Origin of the sequence: Danxiaibacter flavus (genome assembly GCF_041060425.1) — a bacterium.
GTDB classification, from domain to species: domain Bacteria; phylum Bacteroidota; class Bacteroidia; order Chitinophagales; family Chitinophagaceae; genus Danxiaibacter; species Danxiaibacter flavus.
Window position 1 is genome coordinate 178,705 of sequence record NZ_JAULBC010000002.1, and the last position, 21,566, is coordinate 200,270.

The 21,566-nt window shown below is 41.3% G+C and carries 15 protein-coding genes; 11 read left to right on the forward strand and 4 right to left on the reverse strand.

Annotation, left to right across the window (positions count from 1 at the left end):
• Positions 1-96: 96 nt before the first annotated feature.
• The 8 genes from QTN47_RS06455 (at position 97) to QTN47_RS06490 (ending at position 10,508) form a co-directional block, all read left to right on the forward strand.
• Positions 97-813, forward strand: a complete 717-nt coding sequence (locus QTN47_RS06455; RefSeq protein ID WP_369328522.1) for an SDR family NAD(P)-dependent oxidoreductase — start codon at positions 97-99, stop codon at positions 811-813.
• 403 nt (positions 814-1,216) lie between these two features.
• Complete coding sequence (locus QTN47_RS06460) at positions 1,217-2,185, forward strand: hypothetical protein (RefSeq protein ID WP_369328523.1); 969 nt, start codon at positions 1,217-1,219, stop codon at positions 2,183-2,185.
• Positions 2,186-2,242: 57 nt separating this feature from the next.
• Complete coding sequence (locus QTN47_RS06465) at positions 2,243-2,461, forward strand: hypothetical protein (protein WP_369328524.1); 219 nt, start codon at positions 2,243-2,245, stop codon at positions 2,459-2,461.
• A 918-nt stretch (positions 2,462-3,379) separates the two neighbouring features.
• Positions 3,380-4,540 carry a glycoside hydrolase family 172 protein gene (locus QTN47_RS06470; RefSeq protein WP_369328525.1) on the forward strand — a complete coding sequence of 387 codons (1,161 nt, stop codon included), beginning with the start codon at positions 3,380-3,382 and terminating at the stop codon, positions 4,538-4,540.
• Between the two features lie 447 nt (positions 4,541-4,987).
• A complete protein-coding gene (locus QTN47_RS06475; protein ID WP_369328526.1) occupies positions 4,988-5,458 on the forward strand; it encodes a hypothetical protein in 471 nt (156 codons plus the stop codon).
• Positions 5,459-5,570: 112 nt separating this feature from the next.
• Positions 5,571-6,137, forward strand: coding sequence for an RNA polymerase sigma factor (locus QTN47_RS06480; protein WP_369328527.1), 567 nt, complete (start codon positions 5,571-5,573; stop codon positions 6,135-6,137).
• On the forward strand, positions 6,130-7,311 hold the full coding sequence (locus tag QTN47_RS06485; protein WP_369328528.1) for a porin family protein: 1,182 nt from the start codon (positions 6,130-6,132) through the stop codon (positions 7,309-7,311). The genes QTN47_RS06480 and QTN47_RS06485 overlap by 8 nt, the downstream gene beginning before the upstream one ends.
• A 386-nt stretch (positions 7,312-7,697) precedes the next feature.
• Positions 7,698-10,508, forward strand: coding sequence for an outer membrane beta-barrel protein (locus QTN47_RS06490; RefSeq protein ID WP_369328529.1), 2,811 nt, complete (start codon positions 7,698-7,700; stop codon positions 10,506-10,508).
• 536 nt (positions 10,509-11,044) lie between these two features.
• On the opposite strand, the gene QTN47_RS06495 is transcribed toward QTN47_RS06490, so the two are convergent.
• Entirely contained in the window at positions 11,045-11,833 is a 789-nt protein-coding gene (locus tag QTN47_RS06495) for a GLPGLI family protein (protein ID WP_369328530.1), read from the reverse strand.
• Between the two features lie 127 nt (positions 11,834-11,960).
• On the opposite strand from QTN47_RS06495, the gene QTN47_RS06500 reads away from it, so the two are divergent.
• Positions 11,961-13,577, forward strand: a complete 1,617-nt coding sequence (locus QTN47_RS06500) for a sensor histidine kinase (RefSeq protein WP_369328531.1) — start codon at positions 11,961-11,963, stop codon at positions 13,575-13,577.
• Positions 13,574-14,257: a response regulator transcription factor gene (locus tag QTN47_RS06505; RefSeq protein ID WP_369328532.1), complete on the forward strand. Its 684-nt coding sequence runs from the start codon at positions 13,574-13,576 to the stop codon at positions 14,255-14,257. The genes QTN47_RS06500 and QTN47_RS06505 overlap by 4 nt, the downstream gene beginning before the upstream one ends.
• A gap of 116 nt (positions 14,258-14,373) precedes the next feature.
• Here QTN47_RS06505 and QTN47_RS06510 read toward each other — a convergent pair whose 3' ends face one another.
• The gene (locus QTN47_RS06510) at positions 14,374-15,135 is read right to left on the reverse strand and encodes a menaquinone biosynthetic enzyme MqnA/MqnD family protein (protein WP_369328533.1); all 762 of its coding nucleotides are present in this window, start codon (positions 15,133-15,135) and stop codon (positions 14,374-14,376) included.
• 227 nt (positions 15,136-15,362) lie between these two features.
• On the opposite strand from QTN47_RS06510, the gene purB reads away from it, so the two are divergent.
• A complete protein-coding gene (purB, locus tag QTN47_RS06515; protein ID WP_369328534.1) occupies positions 15,363-16,709 on the forward strand; it encodes an adenylosuccinate lyase in 1,347 nt (448 codons plus the stop codon).
• Between the two features lie 201 nt (positions 16,710-16,910).
• On the opposite strand, the gene QTN47_RS06520 is transcribed toward purB, so the two are convergent.
• Positions 16,911-19,277: an ABC transporter permease gene (locus QTN47_RS06520; protein WP_369328535.1), complete on the reverse strand. Its 2,367-nt coding sequence runs from the start codon at positions 19,275-19,277 to the stop codon at positions 16,911-16,913.
• Between the two features lie 566 nt (positions 19,278-19,843).
• Positions 19,844-21,481, reverse strand: coding sequence for a urocanate hydratase (gene hutU / locus QTN47_RS06525; RefSeq protein ID WP_369328536.1), 1,638 nt, complete (start codon positions 21,479-21,481; stop codon positions 19,844-19,846).
• Positions 21,482-21,566 lie beyond the last annotated feature (85 nt).

Below are 21,566 nucleotides of genomic sequence, written 5' to 3' on the forward strand. Positions count from 1 at the left end.
TATCAATACGCGATTTGACAACAACATACCCTTTCTCAAGCTTTAGGCTTTGGGCTTTACGCTTTGAGCTTTTAGCTTTACGCTTTAAATTGCCATATGCAAAAGATCATCATCATCGGCGCTACATCTGGTATTGGCAGGGCTTTGGCTGAAATTTATCTTGGCAAAAATTGCATCGTAGGTATTACCGGCAGAAGACAACATTTGCTGAATGAAATAAAAAATACATACCCCGGGTATGTTCATACCGCATGCTTTGATGTAAAAGGCGATGAAAATATTGCTCATCTATCCAATCTGATAAAAGAAATGAATGGTGTTGATCTTTTTATCTATAATGCCGGAGTTGGCAGCGTAAATGAAAAGCTTGACTGGCAAAAGGACAAGGATACTTATGAGACCAATGTAAAAGGGTTTATTGAGATGACAAATTACATGTTCAACTATTTTATTGAACAGGGCCATGGGCACATTGCCGCTACATCCTCGGTCGCATCGCTGCGCGGCAACAGTTTTTCTCCTGCCTACAGCGCCAGTAAAGCTTTTATGAGTGTGTACATGGAGGGGCTGCACATGAAAGCCAGGCGGCTAAAAGCAAATATTCACATCACCGATATACAGCCGGGATTTGTGAATACGAAAGAGTCTACGGAAAATGCCCGCTTCTGGGTCATACCGGTGAATAAGGCAGCAACATTAATGGAACGCGCCATCAGCCGAAAACAATGGCGGGCTTACGTGCCCTCGCGTTGGTGGCTTGTTGCCCAAATAATGAAAAATATGCCGGGATGGATGTATCATAGGATTGGATGAGAGAGATGTACGATGTATGATGTTAGATTTACGATGTACAATGTTAGATGCCCGCCCGTACCGACGGCACGTTCGGGCGGGTACGACGTAGATGGCTGATTTACAAATATCTGATTTAATGTCCGATTTTAGATTTAGAAATAGTCAAGCCTTATTCCTACCTTACGCCTCACACCTGACACCTCACACCTGACACCTGACACCTGATACCTGACACCCACCGCTAATTGCTCACAGCTCATAGCTGACTGCTGACAGCTATACACTATTGCTTGTTAAAAAACTGCCATGTGAAAAACATTTTCCTAAATCCACTCGTAACTCACAACAGTGTGTACAAAAAGATTTAAATAGCCTGCATCATTGCATAATTGTTGATACTTTTACCCAAATCTCTTGCTTCATGAAATTTCGTGGTTTCCCCCTTATTTTATGCTTACTTTTTTGTTTTGCTACTTTTTCTCAGGCACAATCCGTCACCGGTAAGTGGTATGGGATCGGCAATATAGCCATCACGGCATCTACCAACGGCTATTTGTGCGAATTCATTATTAAAGAAAATGGCGGAAAAGTAACAGGGGAATTCAATTACTTTTTTCGCAATGGATATTTCAGCAACAGAATAACCGGGACTTTCAACAGCTCCACGCGTATGCTGAAAATAAAAACCATTCCGATATTGTATCATGGCAATACGGATATATCCAATGGGGTGGATTGCTTTATGGATGGCGAATTTGTTTTCAGAAGCTCAAAAATTGAAACTATTTTATTGGGAAACTTTTCAGCTGATGATATTCACAAATTCACTTGCGCACCGCTAAATATCAAATTTGTAAAACAACCCAAGGATGCACCGACGTTGAAGGAGCAGATCGCTGCTAAACCGTTGCTGATTGAAAAGCAAGATACCATCCTGCCGGTTTTAATGTCCAAAGCAACAACGACACCTAACAATCCGCTTACTATCAATCAGACCAAACCATTATACGAAATCATTGCAGAAAAAGAACTGATCAAGAGATCCAACCAATTATTTAAAGAGCTGGATGTAGTGGATGACTCTGTTCGCATTGATCTCTATGATAATGGCGAATATGACAAAGATTCCATTTCGCTCTTTTACAATGGTAAACTCCGCGTATACAGAGAAGAACTCAAAACAAGAACACCCATTAGTTTATATGTTAATGTGGATTCAGTTGCGGCCAATAATACCCTTGTGATGTTTGCTGAAAACCTTGGTGAAATTCCGCCAAATGCTGCTTTGATGATCGTAACCGATTCTCAAAACAGGTATGAAGTGAACATTAATGCGAACTATCTGAAAAACGGTGCAGTAAGATTAAAGAAAATTCCAAAGCGGAAATAATTATCTTGCGCCCTAAAATACATTAACTACAAGCTATTTTATTCTAAATTGACGTTTATGAAAAAGATCTTTTTAGGCTTATCATTGCTGGTTACAGTTGCATTGTTCAGCTGCAGAGCCCAGGACCATTCACACCCTAACGATTCAACTGACAGCGAAGAAGTTTCTGCTACACACGAAGAAGGGCATGAACATGAGGCACCAAAAGTTACTGAAGCTCCTGTACAAAAAGATTCTTTGAGCAAAGCTGCTGATACCACTGCGGCACATCATTAATAGAAGTAAGTTTTTATATAGAAAGATCCTCGGCTGGCGCCGGGGATTTTTTTTGGGAACGCCGTCCGATCCGGCACGGGCGGGCACGGAGGCAGGGCGACACTGTGAAACACGGCGATCTTTTTGCCACGAAGACGCGAAAACGCAAAGACGCACGAAGGCTTGCGAAACACGAAGACACCAGGAACTCTAAGAAGCACAAAGTTTTTTAAGACGCGCAGGCGCAGGTTAAGATCACAAAACGTTAATTAAATTCAAAAGAATAGCCATGAGGCATTCGCGAGCTTCGGTTCTAAGCTTTAGGCTTTGGGCTTTAGGCTCTTCTGCGTGAAACCCTTCGCTTCTAAAAACGTACAACGTATAACGTACCACTTACCACCAGTTTTAAGCTTTAAGCTTTGGGCTTTAAGCTCGCAGCGCCGCTGCCTCGTTGCGTTCGCCGCGTGAAACCCTTCGCTTCAAAAAACGTGAAACGTATAACGTACCACTTATAACCAGTTTTAAGCTTTGAGCTTTGGGCTTTAAGCTCGCAGCGCCGCTGCCTCGTTGCGTTCGCCGCGTGAAACCCTTCCCTTCAAAAAACGTAAAACGTATAACGTACCACTTACCACCAGTTTTAAGCTTTGAGCTTTGGGCATTAAGCTCGCAGCGCCGCTGCCTCGTTGCGTTCGCCGCGTGAAACCCCTCGCTTCTAAAAACGTAAAACGTATAACGTACCACTTACCACCAGTTTTAAGCTTTGAGCTTTGGGCATTAAGCTCGCAGCGCCGCTGCCTCGTTGCGTTCGCCGCGTGAAACCCCTCGCTTCTAAAAACGTACAACGTATAACGTACCACTTACCACCGTTTTCCGCTTTGGGCTTTGAGCTTTATACCGTACATTAGAGAATCACTAAAACGATTTAAAACGCCAACTAAAATGAAAAAAATTGTTTTGTCTGCACTCCTTCTCGGATGCTTGAGTGCATTGTCAGCCCAACAAAAATTTAACGGAATTGAATCCAATCTCAGCAACATCTTCAAACTTTCAGATGCTAAAACACGCTCAATAAGCCCGGAGAACTTTAATGGCGAAAAAGGTAAAGGTGGGATGGCGACAACCGGCACTGGTGCAAATGCATCGCGCGACCTGGGTCAAGGATGGAAAGTCAGCCCCAGTGTTGTTATCAAAGCAAAGTCTTCTTTTACCCTGGCGGAAATTGACGGCTCAGGTTCCATTCAGCATATCTGGATGACACCTACCGGCAACTGGAGAAACTCTATTCTTCGTTTTTATTGGGATGGCGAAGAAACGCCGTCTGTTGAATCGCCTGTTGGTGATTTCTTTTGCATGGGATGGGGACAATACGCATCGCTGCAATCTCTTCCTGTAACCGTTAATCCCGGAAGTGCATTTAACTGCTACTGGCCAATGCCATTCCGCAAAAAATGCAAGATCACCATGGAGAATATTGACGAAAAGGATATGATCCTTTACTACCAGGTTGATTATATCTTAACTGAAGTACCAACCGATGCTGCTTATTTCCACGCACAATTCCGCCGTGTAAATCCGCTTCCTTACAAATCTGACTATGTATTGGTTGATGGTATTAAAGGCAAAGGCCAATACGTGGGAACCTACCTTGCATGGGGCGTTCACAACAATGGCTGGTGGGGCGAAGGCGAGATTAAATTCTTCATGGATGGAGACACCCAATACCCAACTATCTGCGGCACTGGTACTGAAGATTATATCTGCGGCTCTTATGATTTTGATACGAGAAAGAAAAATGCTGCGGGTATTGAAAATACTGAATACACTGAGTTTTCTTCACCATATACAGGTCTGCACCAGGTTATTCGCGGTGACGGACATTACAACGTTGCACAACGCTTCGGTATGTACCGCTGGCATATAACCGATCCTATACGTTTTGAAAAAGATCTGAAGGTAACGATCCAGGCTTTAGGCTGGCGCAGCGGCGGAAGATACCTGCCTTTGCAGGATGATATTGCTTCCGTTGTATTCTGGTATCAATCCGAACCACATGGCGCGTTTCCAAAATTGCCAAATAAAGATGGACTTGAGGTTAATTGATAATTGAAAGTGGATAATTCCTGCCCGACTGAAGTCATTCAGGCGGGGAAAATGAAGAATCCCTGGTGAGTTTGCGCTTACCAGGGATTTTTGTTTGGCGAGTTAAGCAATTGGAGATTATTAAACCACAGAGGACATAGAGTTTTTTTCACTGAGTTGCACAGATAATAGTCCCTACTTCAAATACAATTCTTTTCGCAACTTAGTCTTTTCAGTGCTTCAGTCCCTCTGTGGCAAATTGTCTCCATTTTTAATTCTCAATTTTCAATTAAAATCAGTGTTACTCTGTGAAAACAACTCTATGTCCTCTGTGGTTAAACCGCCTTCATTTTCAATTCTCCCTTTTCAATTTTCAATTTTTTTTCTTCCTCTCCCAACATTTGCGTTTCAACTTTCGTACTAGTAATTGATCCCGGGATTTATTCTTTAACATCAATTCAACTTGTAATGAAAAGCAAAAACATTGTAAAGCTTTTGTCATTGGCTATGGTGGGCGGACTGGTTTTCGCTGCATGTAAAAAAGATAAAAATGAAGAAGTAGTTCCCGCGCAGATCAAGGCACTTACTCAAAAGGGCTGGAAAGTAAAAGACATCACAGTTCCTCAGGCCGGCGACGGTTCTAAAGACAGCAGCATCTTGAAAGCATGTGCGGCCGATGATTCTCTTGCATTCTCAATGACTGGCTCATATGAGTTTAGCGATGGCACCACAAAATGTGATTCAACTATACTGTTTTATTCAAAAGGTAACTGGTCATACGACCTGGCGAAAGATTCTATTCTGTTAGGTGCTACAACCCCGGCAAAACGTCTTTCATGGAAAGTGTTAAAGCTGAACGACACTATGTTACAGGTTAAATACATCGATAGCCTTGTGCCAGCAAAAAAGATCACAAAAACAATTTCATTCAAACACTAATTGTTGCTGACTGCTGCAATTATTATAGTTGCAGCAGTTTCTTCAGGCTGCGCATCAAATAAAATAGTGCTCTTGTATTACTATCCGCATAAACGGATAAAAAACAACGTAATTGAGCAACGAAGAGTTAGATATCATACTGGAACATTGCCGCCTCAATCACCGGCCATCGCAGGAAAAACTGTATAAGTACTACTATGCAGATATGTTCCGGCTATGCCAGCGCTATATGCCGGACCCACACATTGCACTATCTATTTTAAATGATGCATTCCTTAAAGCCTTTCAAAACATTGGCAAATACCAGGAAAGCCTCGGCAACTTTAAATCGTGGCTGAAAACAATCATCATTAATACAGCTATTGATTATTTGAGAAAATACAAAAAAGATATGAGATTGATTCATATCGATATTGATGTAGTTCAGGAAAAAGGCAATGAAGATTTTCATCTCAATTATCAATGGAAGCATGAAGAATTAATGCAACATTTACTGCAATTACCCGGTGTTACAAGAACAGTATTGAACCTGTTTGCATTTGATGGATTTTCACATAAAGAGATTGCACTGCATCTTGACATCTCTGAAACAACAAGCAGATGGCACCTTGCAGAAGCACGAAAAAGATTAAGACAATCCATGCAATTAAACAGTCCTAAAATGGCAAAGCATGAGTGAAGATCTACGATACTATTTTTTTAATAATGAAGAAGACGGCAACATGCCTATCTCTGCCGATGAAGGCTGGGATAAAATGTCCGCGCTTCTGAATGCACACATGCCGGGAAAAAAATCCGTTGTAAAAAGGTTGTTCAAGCCTTACCTTATATCACTTCTTTTCATCACTGCATGCGTTATGTTCTCCTTGCCTTTGGCTGAAAATTATACGAAAGAAGCTCATGCAAAAAAAACAGCATCAGAATATCATTCCGATGATATTCAAGGTGGCGCAATAAATTCATCCGTTCCATCAAACAAAATAAAAACGCACGTCCATGCGTCGCAGCCGCAAACGGGAATCGATGTTCACAAGGCTGTTCAACAACTCATCCAAAACAATCATGCTACTGCAACTACTAACACTTCATTACATGATAAAGACACTGCTGATTATCATCAGCGTGTTGCTATCAAGACATCTCAATCCGCTCCAATAATTACTGATAAGGACACAGCAACCACTATTGCAGAAAAGTCATCGACTCCGCAAAAGATTACCGTAAAAAATAAAGCGCGATGGACTTTACAAGCTGGTGCCGGCTTAAATATATCGATGGGTAAATACCAGGTGCCGCAACCCTATCCGACGTTCGACCTGAAATATGCCACGGGCCGGCGTTTCTATCTTTCTACAGGCATCGCCATTTTTTCTCCCGTCGCGACCAGCGGCATTAGTGGTATAGAAAAGACTGTATATGTTAACGATACAACCAACAATGTGAGCATGTACAATGAAAAGATTGTTTACAAACGTCTTCACTATATTGACTTACCAATAATTGCAGGATGGCAGCTCTCAGATAAATTTTCGATACAGGCCGGCGTTCAATTTTCAAGGTTGATTAGCTCTAAATCATCTACGGCATCAGAAACGTATGATTTTAATATGAACAGAGTATATGCTGATGTGGGTACGCTGCTTCCAACAGCAGCGCCTCCGCCGGTAGAGAATAATATTTCGATCCGGAAAATGGATTATCGCTTGCTTGGAGGTATTGAATACAACCTCAATAAGCAGGCCTCCGTTAGTTTGCAATATCAGCAAGGATTACGCCCGGTACTTACCGGCTATAGTGCACCAGACAAAAGAAATAGTTTAATAACGCTGAAAGTAAAGGTCCGAATTAACTAATAGTTCAATATCATTATTGTCGGACTAAATTTCAATAAATTGAGTCGCAATCTTTACCGGATAATAGTTATCGCTGATCTTCCGTCAAAAACAAATCCCGGAGGGATGAAATTATTATAGCAAATGCCAAAAACTATTTCTCAAAACCCCGACGGGGTGACATTTTATAATGCCACCCCGTCGGGGTTTTAAATACAGATGTGCATTCCTTTCTATAATAATTTCATCCCTTCGGGATTGCTCCTCTTCCATAATTAAAAAACCTGTTTTAAATCAATTTGATTCAGATCTCATCATCTTAACTTTCATTAACATTAATCCAATGCTGCTTAACCCCCTTTCATACAGAGTAGAAATACTTTCGTAGACGCAAAACTTTACCTGTCATGAAAGGATTTTGGTTAACCGGCTTTCTGCTATTACTTGTCACTTTATCTGCAACGGCACAAAATGGTGTTATCAAAGGCGAAGCGTATGATACTTTATCGAAGCTAATAATCCCGGACGCCACGGTGACTATCATGAAAAAAAAGGATAGTTCATTGGTTTCATTCAGCATGACGGACCAGGCGGGAAGATTTTCTATCAGCAATCTTGCAACTGGCGAATATCGTTTGCTGATAACGCATGTAGCTTACCATAATAAAACAATCTTTTTCACTGTAGATGGAAAACGAGCCAATACTGATTTGGGACGAATAATACTTAATGATAAAAAAACAACACTTGCTGAAGTGGTTGTTACCAGTGAAGCTCCACCTGTTACGCTTGTCGGTGATACCGTGCAATACAATGCAGGTTCTTTTAAAACGCAACCCAATGCCAGCGTAGAGCAATTATTAAAAAGGCTGCCCGGCGTGCAGGTCGATAAAGATGGAACGGTTAAGGCACAGGGCCAAACAGTGAATCGTGTGCTTGTTGATGGAAAAGAGTTTTTTGGTAATGACCCAAAAATGGCAACAAAGAATCTGTCGGCTGATGCGATAGACAAAGTGCAGGTATACGACAAACAAAGTGAGCAATCGCAGTTAACTGGTTTTGATGATGGCAATAGTGAAAAGACCATCAACCTGAAATTGAAAAAAGATCAGAAGAAAGGAGGCTTTGGAAAAATAACGGGAGGTGGTGGTACAGCTGATCGATATGAAGGCCGTTTTAACCTGAATTCATTCAAAGGCGCACGGCAAATGTCAGCTATTGGTATGGCCAATAATATCAACGCCGAAGGATTCTCCTTTATGGATCTCATGAATTTTAGCGGAGAGCTGAGCCGTATGATGCGCAATGGAAATGGCAACGCAACTATCAACCTCACACAGCAGGACCAAAATGCAGGCTCAATCGGAAACGATAATAAGGGCATCCGGACTATTTGGGGAAGTGGCTTAAATTACAATAATATTATCGGTAATAAGCTGGACTGGTCAAGCAGTTATTTTTACAATCACTATAACCCTCAGACACAGACAGATATACAACGGCAATACATTCTGCCGGATTCATCTTACTTCTACAGGCAAAACAATTTGACAGACAATATTAATAACAGTCACCGGATCAGCATAGCTGCGGATTACGTTATTGATTCATTCCACTCGATCAGGTTCGCTCCTAAGTTTGGCTATCAACAAACGAATAACAAAGTTGTAAATGATTATGCACAGTATGGAGAAGACGACCACGTAAGCAACACCGGCGCATCAAAATCAATCAACAATAGCCACGCTTTTAACTTTCAGAGTGATCTTTTATTCAGAAAAAAATTCAGACGAAAAGGACGGACGTTTTCAGTTAATATGCAAACCTCATTTAACAATAGCCAGGGCGATGAAGCTTTGCTCTCCCTTAGTAATTTTTTTGATGGAGCAGGTACCGGCTACCGGAACGATTCCATCAATCAACATATAAACACTGCAGGCAATTTATCGGGTTACACAGTTAAAGTTGTATATACAGAACCTCTGTCACGCCGGTCAATCCTGGAGTTTAGCGCGGGTGGCGGTCATACAAAAAGCGCTTCTAACAAAGCCACATATGACTATGATCAAACAAGTGGTAAATACGAACATCTCAATGATTCTTTAAGCAATGAGTTTAGCAACAGTTATGGATTTATGAATGCCGGGCTTCGACTGCGCGTGCAAAAAAAGAAATTTAATTATGCTATTGGTTTTTCAGTACAACGTGCACAGCTGGATGGCACCATCATTAGCGGCATTAAAGATTCTTTACTTGCAAAAACATTCACTAACCTCCTACCCGTCGCGCGCTTTCAGTACAACTTTACAAAAAACAAGAATCTTATACTTAGTTACCGCTCTCTTACCAATCCTCCTTCCATATCGCAGTTACAACCGGTTCCTGATATCAGCGACCGTCTGAATATCAAATACGGTAATCCCGATCTGAAACAGGAATTTATTCACTTGTTACAGATCAACTATATGGGCGTAAATCCATTTGCGAACAAAAACCTGTTTGCGTTCTTTAATCTGATGAGAACGGATGACAAGATTGTAAATTATGATTCCCTTTATGCCAATGGCGTAAAAACAACCAGGCCGGTAAATGTGAACGGTGTATATAATCTCACAGGTAACATTGACCTCGGACTGCCGGTGCGTTTTATTAAAGGAACGATGAGAGTTGGGAGCAGCCTCGGTTACAACAGAGGTCCGCAGTTTATCAATGGTGAAAAAAATACCATTAGCACATTTAGTGCCGGGCCCCGATTGGCTTTCGATATTAATCCAACAGAAAAAATATTCTTCTCTGTAAATGGCGGCATCAGTTATAATTATACCGCTTACTCTCTGCAACCGTCATCAAATACCCGTTACTTTTCACAATTGTATGAAGCTGAATATAGCTGGCAGTTACCTGCTAAGTTTAATTTTAATACTGATTTCAGTTATACAGTAAACAATCGCTTATCTGCTGGTTTCAATGCAAATGTGCCCTTATGGAATGCCTCTGTAAGCAGGCTGTTTTTAAAGTTCAATCGCGGCGAACTTAAGCTGAAAATAAATGATATATTAAACCGGAATGTAAGTGTAAGCCGTACAAGCAATCAGAATTATATTGAAGATGTTCGTGCTAATACACTCAAACGATTTGTACTGTTGAGTTTTACTTATAGCTTAAGTAAAACCGGGCTGGGAAACAACAATGGCCCCGGACCAATAAAATTGCGATAGCAATATCCGCGTTCGATAAGCGCCGTACATAAAATATTAACGCTCATCGAACGAGGATATAAACAAAAGACAAATAGAAATACAATGTCGTTTAGTTAAGACAAAATTATTTATTTGATTGCTTTAGTTAGACTGATTAAGATTGAACTCATGTCGACCGGAAAATTTGGTTAACCACAATCAAAAAGGTAATGACAGTAAGCCTGGTGTGATAGCCCATAGGGCTTTAAGCTCAATAGAAAAGCCAAATAATTTATGCTTCTTTTGTCCGTAGGACATTAACCCTTTCGTTGGTTAAAGCCCTAACGGGCTATGGGGTTCCCGATTCGACCACTTCTATTGAGCTTAATTCCCTACGGGAAAAATTATAACTGTTATAAAATCTGTCATCGGCACGACAAGAGACATCTCCCGCTATTCAACAGGCTAATAGTCGAGAGACCTCTCCTGCGTCGAGGTGACGATACCAGTGCTAAAACGTAATTCTTATCTAAACGATATTGAAATAGAAATACATTAAGGTTTATCAATTTTCCTCAGTCCGCCGAGATCCTGAAATTTCCATTACGATTGTTTATTTCTTCAATCATTTTGTTGCGTTCTGCAACAAACTCAGCAGCTGTTACTTTCTTACCCTTTGCCGGTTCTTTAATGGCTGACAGATCCGCCTTTGGCGATATTTCAATGGCTACATAAACGGTTCGGCCGTTATCGTTTTCTAATTCCAACATGGCCCCGGGCAATTGTCCTTGCATTTCAGGCGCTGCAGGAACGGGAATATCCGTAGCAAACCAGGCGGTAACCACTGACGTATCTTCAACCTCGTTGCGTTCCATTTTACCATTGTCCATAGACATCTTCATATGTTTAACAATTTCCTGTGTCGTTGCTTTTTGGCAAACGTGGCCAAGAATACTTTTTGTCTCATTACTTAGTTTCCAGTTGCCGGCTTTGATACTGTCTGTTATCACAAATGTTTTATCAAAGAATTCCTGTTGCTGAACTTTGCGGGCATTTTGAAAATCGCAATAGGTGGCATCATCGGCACCACCTCCAAAAGTCCGGATCATTAAATGGTCTCCGGCAGGAGCTGGTTCTTCCTCAGGCATATCATCTTCCTGTTGCTTCAACATCATCTTATTATTGGCAAAGTCCACTTCAAATTTATTGACCATTTTTTGCACCGAACTTTCAGGCCCGTTTCCACGATCCAGGATCATTTGTCTTTGTACAGTACGCTGGTAAATTATCTTACCTTCTTTCTGTTGTGCCTGAATGGTTGCGAAGGTTAACATCCCTATGCACGAGAAAGTTAGTTTGTTCATAATGTTTTGATTTTAACCAAAGCTAGCCACAGCACTTTTCGCATCAGGTTAAGTCCCCTTGCTTTAAGGTTAATAAAGGTTAAAACAAAAGCAACGTCACACGCATTCTTATAAATTTGTAAAAGAAATGAACAGGCTTCGCACGCTAGCAATTTTAATGGTGATTGCCATTGCGGGAATAACCGGCTTCCAGGTATACTGGCTGAAGGACAACTATGACCGTGAACACCAGAACCTGCAAATAAAAACAAACGCTTCCTTTTATCAAACTGTGCTCAGGCTCCAGACTTCTAAACTGAAATTGGATTCGATGCGTCCTGCGCTGGGTCCCGTTATAAGAGAAGACTCGAAAAACGACCGGCCAGTAATAACAATTGCCAGTCTAATTCAGGAAAAAATGAGGGAGTCTGATGTAGATTCCACCCGGCAAAGAAAAGTTTTCATTGGGACTTCAAGACTAAGGACGATATCAGACAGAGCGGATAGTTCAGGCTCACCGCCCTTAATTCGCAAAACAGAAACACATCAATGGGATTCCGCTAAACGTGAAAACCAGGTTTTTGTCAACTACACCTTTAAAAGGGATGACGGTTTGCCGCGGGTGCCTATGGTTCTTCCTGATGTTATCGCACGAAGCACAAAAGATACTGTAAGCGGTACCGAAGTAAGAATGATGTTTAATGTAGATTCGCTCTACTCAAGCGACTCAGTCACCATCCGCGAAATAGATTCAGCTTATAGCGCAAGGCTTAACGCTGATAAAATGAATGTTGCGTTTAGTGTTTCCCGGATAAACGCTTTTGAGCCAGGTCGTTCAAATGATGTAACCATCGGACTTGCCAAGCCGGTAACTTATCGTCTCTCACTTCAGCATGTACCTTCATATATTTTTTCTCAGCTTAAAACGCCTTTACTTTTTTCTATTCTACTGGTGGGCATTACCATTGCCTCATTTGTTTTGTTGTATAGTAGCCTGGTAAAGCAGCGCAGGCTTACACAAATGAAAAACGATCTTATCAGTAATATTACGCACGAACTTAAAACACCTATTGCCACAGTAAGCGTTGCCGTTGAAGCATTAAAGAATTTTAAGGCAATGGATGATCCTGAACGAACACAGGAATACCTCAACATATCGCAAAATGAGCTACAACGCCTGAGTTTACTGGTTGACAAGGTACTTAAACTATCCATGTTTGAAAATAAGTCCATAGCGCTGGAAAAGGAATATTTCGACCTTGCCGCACTGTGCAAGCAAGTAATTAATTCTATGAAATGGCAATTTGAAAAACAGGATGCCACAATAACTTTTACGACAACAGGTGACAGGTTTACCATACATGCAGACAAACTGCACATAACAAGTGTTATATACAATCTGCTTGACAATGCATTGAAATATAGCCGGGATAATCCGGTTATTCATGTTGAATTATTGTCTCACAAACAACATGTGGAAATGCGTGTAAGCGATAACGGCATTGGCATACCGCCCGAATACAAGCAAAAAGTATTTGAAAAGTTTTTCCGTGTGCCGGGAAATAACAGGCATGACATTAAGGGATATGGCCTGGGATTAAGCTATGTAGATCATATTGCAAAAAGCCATCAGGGTTTTGCAGAAGTAAAAAGCGAACCTGGTAAAGGCAGCACTTTTATTGTACACATTCCATATGAAGAAGCGGCCATAATTGAGTTTGATGAAAACAGAAAGATCATAAAGAAAACTATCCGCATTGGATGAGCACAAAAATATTATATATAGAAGATGAATTATTCCTTGGCAAGATAGTTAAGGAAAGCCTTGAAAGCCGTGGCTTTGAAGTGATCATGGAAAGCAATGGTGCAAGGGCTACTGAATTATATAAACAAAGCAACCCGGATGTATGTGTGCTTGATATTATGTTGCCTGGTAAGGATGGATTTACTATTGCAGATGAGATAAGAAGCATGAACAACAAAGTGCCTATTATTTTTCTTACGGCAAAAACACAAACGGCAGATGTAGTGAAAGGTTTTAATGTAGGTGGCAATGATTATATCCGCAAGCCATTTAGCATTGAGGAACTTATTGTACGCATACAGAATGTTACAAAAGGAACTGAAACGCAGTTACCTAAAACAAACGGAGATACATTTTCAATTGGTAAATACAATTTTCAACAAAGCCGGCAAATACTAAAAAATAACGAAGAAGAGAGAAAGTTATCTTACAGGGAAAGCGAGCTTTTAAAGCTGCTATACAATAACCGCCAGCAAATAATTCAACGCAGGGATATACTTAACCTATTGTGGGGAAATGATTCATTTTTTAATAGCCGTAATCTCGATGTTTACATCACCAAACTGCGGGGTTATTTAAAAGATGATCCTACGCTTGAAATAATTACGATTAAAGGAATCGGCTACCGGTTTGTAATGTAACTCAATCAAATACCAACAACAATCAAAATAGAACCGGATAAAAATTAAAACCCCGCCTGAATATGTTCAGACGGGGCTTATAGTTCGTTTTAGAATTTGATTCAAAACTCAGAAATCTAGAAGGCTCTTTGAGTTTTGAATTCTTCCAGATATTGAAGGAAAAGTTCCATGCCTTTTCTTTTCTCCTCCGTCAATTGATAGCTGATATTATGCGTATAATAAGTATGCAGATCATAAACCGGGCATGGATTTTCTGCAATCACTTCTTCAAGGTGCTCGAAACCTAAAGCATTGGCTGCATTAAACTCCTCAATAAAATCTTCGGACAATGGCTTGTTAGAGATCCACGCAGCAAACATAAATGGCAGCCCCGTCATGGCTCTCCATGAAGAAGCGAGGTCATAGATATAGGGTGATACTTTACGCTGAGCAAGTGCCCTGTCCCCTATTACAACGCCAGCAGTCGTTCCTTTAATGTCGTCAATATAACCTTCGCTGGCATCTTCAAGGATTGGATCTACTTTCCAATAATGCTTCAGTAACACTTTAGCAAGATTTACCGAAGTACGGCTTTGATAATCCAACAGCACTTTTTCAACCTTTTCGATCGGCACTTCGCTGAACAGGCAAACGCTGGCCACATCGGCTTCGGCACCAATGCAAAAATCGCCCACAATATGCCATTCTTTCAATTTGGGAATCGCCGCTACCGGTACCAGCCCGATGTCAATTGTGCCATCAACCAGCATTCCGGCTACTTTGGAAGGATAATCTTCTATTAATTCTATTTGCTTTAATAAATGGGTTGAACGTTTAATGCCATAGACCAATGGCTTAGTATTTAAATAACTGACTGCACCTACTTTAATCTTCTTCATTTCATTTCTTTTCTCACCGTGACGTCATATTGCATACAACTTGCTGATAAACAGCGCATATAGCAAGGACAAAACAGCTTTCTTTTAATAAAATCAGCAATTGGAAAGAACTTTCTTTTACTTTTGCGTGCAAATGTAGTGTTAGCGCGTTAAAATAAAGTAACTGCTTAACCTGATTTTAACTGTTCATTGCCCAATCTAACCTGAACAGTGTTTAAAATAATATTATGGAATTAACTAATCTTACTGCCATTTCTCCTGTTGACGGTCGTTACCGCAGGCAGGTGGCGCACCTTGATGAGTATTTCTCTGAGTTTGCCCTAATTAAATACCGCGTAATTGTTGAAATAGAATACTTCCTGTTTCTTGCCGATAAAAAGATCTTCAAGCTGCCAGCAAAAGCAAGGCAGGCGTTGAAAAAAGTGGGTGAAGAATTTAGCCTGGACGATGCACAACAGATAAAAAATATTGAAAGCATTACCAACCACGATGTAAAAGCGGTTGAATATTTCCTGAAAGAACAGCTTAAAAAAGCAGGTGCTGAGGATGTTGTAGAGTGGGTGCATTTCGGATTGACGTCCCAGGACATTAACAATACATCTATTCCATTGAGCTGGAAACACTGCATGGAGCATGATTACCTGCCTGCAGTTATTAACCTGCAAAACAACCTTCATGTGTTGGCTTCTCAATGGAAAGATATTTCCATGCTGGCCAAAACACACGGACAACCCGCTTCTCCTACCAAGCTTGGTAAAGAGATCATGGTGTTTGTGGAAAGGCTGGATAACCAGGTACAGTTATTTTCCTACATACCCTATGCAGCAAAATTCGGCGGTGCTACAGGCAACTTTAACGCACACAATATCGCTTTCCCTAAGAAGAACTGGGTGTCGTTAGGAAATGAATTTGTGCAGGACATTTTAGGCTTGCAGCGCATGCAGTTCACTACACAGATTGAACACTACGATAATCTTGCTGCACATTTTGATGCCATCAAGCGTATCAATACAATACTGATTGATCTGTGTCGTGATATATGGACATACATCAGCATGGACTACTTCAAACAAAGAACTGTAAAAGGTGAAGTAGGTTCAAGTGCAATGCCGCATAAAGTAAACCCGATTGATTTTGAAAATGCTGAAGGAAACCTCGGCGTAGCTAATTCATTATTAGAACATCTTTCTGCGAAATTGCCCATTAGCAGACTACAGAGAGATCTAACCGATTCTACGGTGCTGCGTAACCTCGGCGTTCCGGTTGCACATACTTTGATCGCATTGAAATCAATCGAAAAAGGTTTAGGCAAACTGCTTCTGAATGAAGCCAGGCTGAAGGAAGATTTGGAAAACAACTGGGCTGTTGTTGCTGAGGCAATACAAACAGTGTTAAGAAGAGAAAACTATCCGAATCCATACGAGGCATTGAAAGAATTGACGAGAGGTAAATCAGCTATTACAAAACAAGATATTCAGTCTTTTATCACAAGCTTAAAAGTAAGCGCTGATCTGAAGAAAGAATTAAAGGCAATTACACCGCACAATTATACGGGTGTTGCAGCTGATTATTAATTTTTTTGAACCACTAAGAACACAAAGAAGCACAAAGATTATTTGTGCTTCTTGCTTTAATATAGGAGCAGTTTAGGATTAATGTTTTTGATGTCTTAGACTTTGGATGCTTCCTTCCAACATATCCTTTTCGTGAGACCTTTTGCAACCAGATAAAAATTCTTTGTGATCCTCCGTGCCCTTTGGGCCTTCGTGTTTCCCCTACTCGCTTCGGAGGGTTTTAACTGGGTTTGCTATAGCCGATCTTACAGCCTGTACACTTATTGAAAGAATACCTATTACCACAGCAATGCTGCCCGCGGCTAAAAACACCAGCCAGCCAATATTTGTCTTGTAAGCAAAATCCTGCAACCATTTATTCATTACGTACCACGCAACCGGTATGGCGACCAGTATTGCAATCACAACCAATCGAATAAAGTCCGATGCAAGCATACTTATTATCCCGGAAACACTTGCGCCCAACACTTTACGAATACCTATTTCGCGTGTACGCACCTGGGCTGTATAGGCCGCTAAACCTAACAATCCAAGGCAGGAGATGAATACAGCAATAGCTGCAAAAATGTCAAACAACAAACTTGTACGCTGCTCTGACTGATACAATCGATTGAACGAATCATCAAGAAATGCATAGGTGAACGGAAAATCTGCGTTGTATTTTTTCCATTCCTTTTCTGCAGCAGCGATAGCTTTGGGAGCATCCTTGCCAGTTGTCTTTACATAGATCTGACCGTACGATGCAGGCTTATAGTAAAATACAGCAGGCTTAATTTTCTGACGCATCGAAGTAAAATGAAAATCTTTAACTACGCCGATGATCGTTCCTTCAGTTTCCCACAACTTGAATCTTTTTCCAATAGGATCCTTCAATCTCATTGCCTGAACCGCTGTTTCATTCAGGATAAAATGAGTTGAATCAGCAACCGCGCCCGTAAAGCCACTGCCCTCTTTCAACTGCATTTTGAAAAAAGACATAAAATCCTTATCGGTTTTAATGGGACTAATCATCAGGGTTTCTCCGTTCTGCTTACCGTCCCATGAATTGCTTCCTGTTTGTCCGCCATAAAATATGATGTTTGCATCCGCCCAGGTAACATTGGAAATGCCGGGTTGCGTCAGCAAATCTGCCTTCACTGCATCAATATGCTTACTCATATCAATCATGCTCATAGACAACACGTGGTCTTTATCGTATCCAAGTTCTTTGGAATGGATATAAGATAATTGTTTCCCTATAATAAGCGTTCCGGTAATCAGGATCATGGAAAAACCAAACTGAACAACTACCAATACTTTCCTGAAAACAACATTGCTCACGCGTGCAGAGATCTTTCCCTTTATGGCTTTCAGCGGCTCAAAAGAAGAAAGCAACAATGCAGGATAAATGCTTGAAACTATCAGTGTACCCAGAATGGTGCAAACAATAACTTTCCATATTCGCACATCATATATATTCAACACAAGCTCGCGCCCCGTTACCTGATTAAATACAGGTACAAGTGTATACACCAACATTAAGGCAAGCCCCGTTGCCAATACAAAAAGCAATGCAGTCTCAATGATAAATTGAAAGAAAAGCTGCAATCTTGCTGCGCCGACAATTTTACGCAGGCTGACTTCTTTCGCACGCAGCATAGAACGTGCCGTAGAAAGATTCACATAGTTGATGCAGGCAATCACCAATATAAGCAACGCAATAATGGTAAACATGCGCACAGTTTCAATGCCACCGTTACTTCCATCAGCTTTGTACAAATGCATTTTTTCTAACGGTAGAAATAAATATTGAATATCAGTATCGTCCGATTTTACGCTTAAATGTATAGTGCGCATTTTGTCGGCCAGCTGCGATAGTTGCATCCCGGGTTTTAGTAACAAGTATGTATCAAAATCAAATTGCACAAAATCATTCTCTAAGTTCTTCCCTTCTTTATTGTCGGCATACCTGATCTTTTCCAACAGAGATATCGGGAAAAACATATCGCCATCAATGCTGGAATTTTTCGGGAAGTCATGTATTACACCAGTGACCGTAAAATTTATTTTATTGTCGGCTGAAATTACTTTTCCGACTGGCTCATCTTTTCCAAAATATTTTGTGGCGGTACTTTCTGTTATAACGATTGAATTGTTGTCAGGAAAAGGATTTGCTTTGTTTCCTTTTATAAGATTGAAGTCGAACATAGAGAACAGCGTTGCGTCCGCAAAGGCGTTACGTTGTTCATTGAAAACTTTATCCTGATATCTGAATAATCCGTAGAAAGGATTGTATGATATACGTGCGAATGCTTCAACTCCCGGAATTTGTTTTTTTGACAGTGGACCGATAGGTCCGGCTGTTACCGTCCAGATTTGCCGGCTTGGGCCGGTGCCCACCATATTTTCAAGCCGGTAGATGTTTTTAGATTGCTTATGAAAACCGTCGAAAGATAACTCGTATTGCACCCACAGCAAGATCAAAATACCTACAGCAAGCCCAGCGGTCAATCCGAAAATATTTACCAATGAATAGAATTTATTTTTGACAAGATTTCTCCACGCGGTTTTGATGTAGTTTCTAAGCATAGTTCCTAAAATTTGCTATAGATAATTCGCTAATAAAGTGCCAGTATTATAAAGCATTATAAATCAAATATTTATAATAATGAAAAGGTAAATAAGTGTCCGGTTACAATACAAAAACTGTTCGCTTTCAGGCTTTTATGATAATAAAAAGTGACATGTCAATACACAGGAAAATTACCTTCGTTTGCTATTGGCAGAACACGAATTGGTTAATGATGCATTGCAAAGAGAAAGTTGAAAGAATAATTATACAAGCAAAAAATTCGGATTGACAATTAACAACTTGTATTCGTCGCCAGAGGCGACAGAGTAAGTCTGCGAAGCCCGGAGGCTTAGCAGAGCATTGGAAGCCTCACAGACCGTTGGGCAGCAACGCGGTGGATAGGCTGCGTGTTCTTCAGGCGCTTTAGTGGCAAAGAAGTTATACGTTATAAGTTTTAGGTTCTGCGTTTAAGTCATTGTAGGTTCTTAGGTTCTTCCCTTTGTATCTAATCTTTGTGCCCTTTCTGCCTCTGTGTCTTTGTGGCTATTCCTTGTGTTTCTCCGTGTCGCCCAGTCTTCGTGGTTTACAAGCGGCTTTCCAAATCCAGCCCAAACTTTTTTGCTGTTTCCTTCGCCAGTTCATAACCTGCATCGGCATGACGGATAACACCCATTCCCGGATCGTTGCGTAATACACGTGCAAGACGCTTTGCAGCTTGTTCGGTGCCATCTGCCACAATCACCATTCCCGCATGGATACTATAGCCCATTCCAACACCACCGCCATGGTGAAGACTTACCCAGCTTGCCCCACCTGCGGTATTGATCAGCGCGTTAAGCAAGGGCCAATCGGCGACAGCATCACTGCCATCCAGCATAGCTTCCGTTTCGCGGTTCGGGCTCGCGACTGAGCCAGTGTCCAGATGGTCGCGACCAATAACGATGGGTGCCTTTACTTTACCTGTTCTCACCAATTCATTAAATGCCAATCCCGCCTTTTCACGCTCACCTTGCCCCAACCAGCAAATGCGTGCGGGTAACCCCTGAAAAGCAATTTTTTCTTTAGCGAGCTTTAGCCAACGCTGCAGACTTTCATTTTCGGGAAACATATTTGCAATCACTTCATCGGTCACTGCGATATCTTCCGGATCGCCGCTTAACGCAGCCCAGCGGAAAGGACCTTTGCCCTCGCAGAATAGGGGTCGTATATATGCGGGCACAAACCCGGGAAAATCAAAGGCATTTTTTAATCCGTGTTCCTGAGCACGGGCACGGATATTATTGCCATAATCAAATGTAATGGTACCGCGTTGCTGCATTCTCAGCATCAGCTCTACATGCAGCTTCATACTATCGTAGCTCAAAGCAATATATCTTTCCGGGTCATCATTGCGCAAAACCGATGCTTCTTCATTACTTAAAGTGTGCGGAACATACCCTATCAGCGGATCATGTGCAGAGGTTTGATCTGTCAAAACATCTACTGTAATATCACGCTCGATCAATCTATTCAATAAGTGTACTGCGTTGCATACAACACCTATACTCAATGGTTGCCCTTCTCTTCGGGCAGCCGTAGCCATGTTAATAGCCTCGTCAATACTGTGGCATTTAACATCCAGGTATTTAGTCTCTAGGCGTTTATTAATGCGCCATTCTTCTACTTCTGCGATTAAGGCCACACCTTCATTCATGGTGATAGCTAAAGGCTGAGCACCACCCATACCTCCGAGACCAGCGCTGACACAAAGTGTTCCTTTCAGTGTACCGCCAAAATGTTTATTGGCTAATGCGGCAAAAGTTTCGTAGGTACCCTGCACAATACCTTGCGAACCAATGTAGATCCAACTGCCGGCAGTCATCTGCCCATACATCATCAGTCCTTTCCTTTCCAACTCGTCAAAATGTTGCCATGTCGCCCATTTTGGAACAAGCTGCGAATTAGACAACAGCACTCTTGGCGCGTCTTCATGCGTTTTTAAAATACCAACAGGTTTGCCGCTTTGTATGAGCAATGTTTCGTCATTCTCTAAAACATGCAGCGCAGCAATAATCTGCTGTAAAGCTTCTTTATTGCGCGCAGCTTTACCGCGTCCGCCATAAACGATCAGGTCTTCCGGTCGTTCTGCCACATCGGGATGCAGGTTATTCATCAGCATACGTAAAGCCGCTTCCTGGATCCATCCTTTACAGGACAACGTTGTATTAGGTTGTGCATTCATATGGTAATATTTTTTTCGCCACCAGGGCTCAAAGTCTCAAAGCGGCATAAAGTTTTCAAACCAAAAAGTCACGAAGAACACAAAG

Bases quoted from the DNA above. Each gene is read 5' to 3' on its own strand.
- QTN47_RS06455 (WP_369328522.1), top strand. From the start codon at position 97: ATGCAAAAGATCATCATCATCGGCGCTACATCTGGTATTGGCAGGGCT.
- QTN47_RS06460 (WP_369328523.1), top strand. From the start codon at position 1,217: ATGAAATTTCGTGGTTTCCCCCTTATTTTATGCTTACTTTTTTGTTTT.
- QTN47_RS06465 (WP_369328524.1), top strand. From the start codon at position 2,243: ATGAAAAAGATCTTTTTAGGCTTATCATTGCTGGTTACAGTTGCATTG.
- QTN47_RS06470 (WP_369328525.1), top strand. From the start codon at position 3,380: ATGAAAAAAATTGTTTTGTCTGCACTCCTTCTCGGATGCTTGAGTGCA.
- QTN47_RS06475 (WP_369328526.1), top strand. From the start codon at position 4,988: ATGAAAAGCAAAAACATTGTAAAGCTTTTGTCATTGGCTATGGTGGGC.
- QTN47_RS06485 (WP_369328528.1), top strand. From the start codon at position 6,130: ATGAGTGAAGATCTACGATACTATTTTTTTAATAATGAAGAAGACGGC.
- QTN47_RS06490 (WP_369328529.1), top strand. From the start codon at position 7,698: ATGAAAGGATTTTGGTTAACCGGCTTTCTGCTATTACTTGTCACTTTA.
- QTN47_RS06495 (WP_369328530.1), bottom strand. From the start codon at position 11,833: ATGAACAAACTAACTTTCTCGTGCATAGGGATGTTAACCTTCGCAACC.
- QTN47_RS06500 (WP_369328531.1), top strand. From the start codon at position 11,961: ATGAACAGGCTTCGCACGCTAGCAATTTTAATGGTGATTGCCATTGCG.
- QTN47_RS06505 (WP_369328532.1), top strand. From the start codon at position 13,574: ATGAGCACAAAAATATTATATATAGAAGATGAATTATTCCTTGGCAAG.
- QTN47_RS06510 (WP_369328533.1), bottom strand. From the start codon at position 15,135: ATGAAGAAGATTAAAGTAGGTGCAGTCAGTTATTTAAATACTAAGCCA.
- purB (WP_369328534.1), top strand. From the start codon at position 15,363: ATGGAATTAACTAATCTTACTGCCATTTCTCCTGTTGACGGTCGTTAC.
- QTN47_RS06520 (WP_369328535.1), bottom strand. From the start codon at position 19,277: ATGCTTAGAAACTACATCAAAACCGCGTGGAGAAATCTTGTCAAAAAT.
- hutU (WP_369328536.1), bottom strand. From the start codon at position 21,481: ATGAATGCACAACCTAATACAACGTTGTCCTGTAAAGGATGGATCCAG.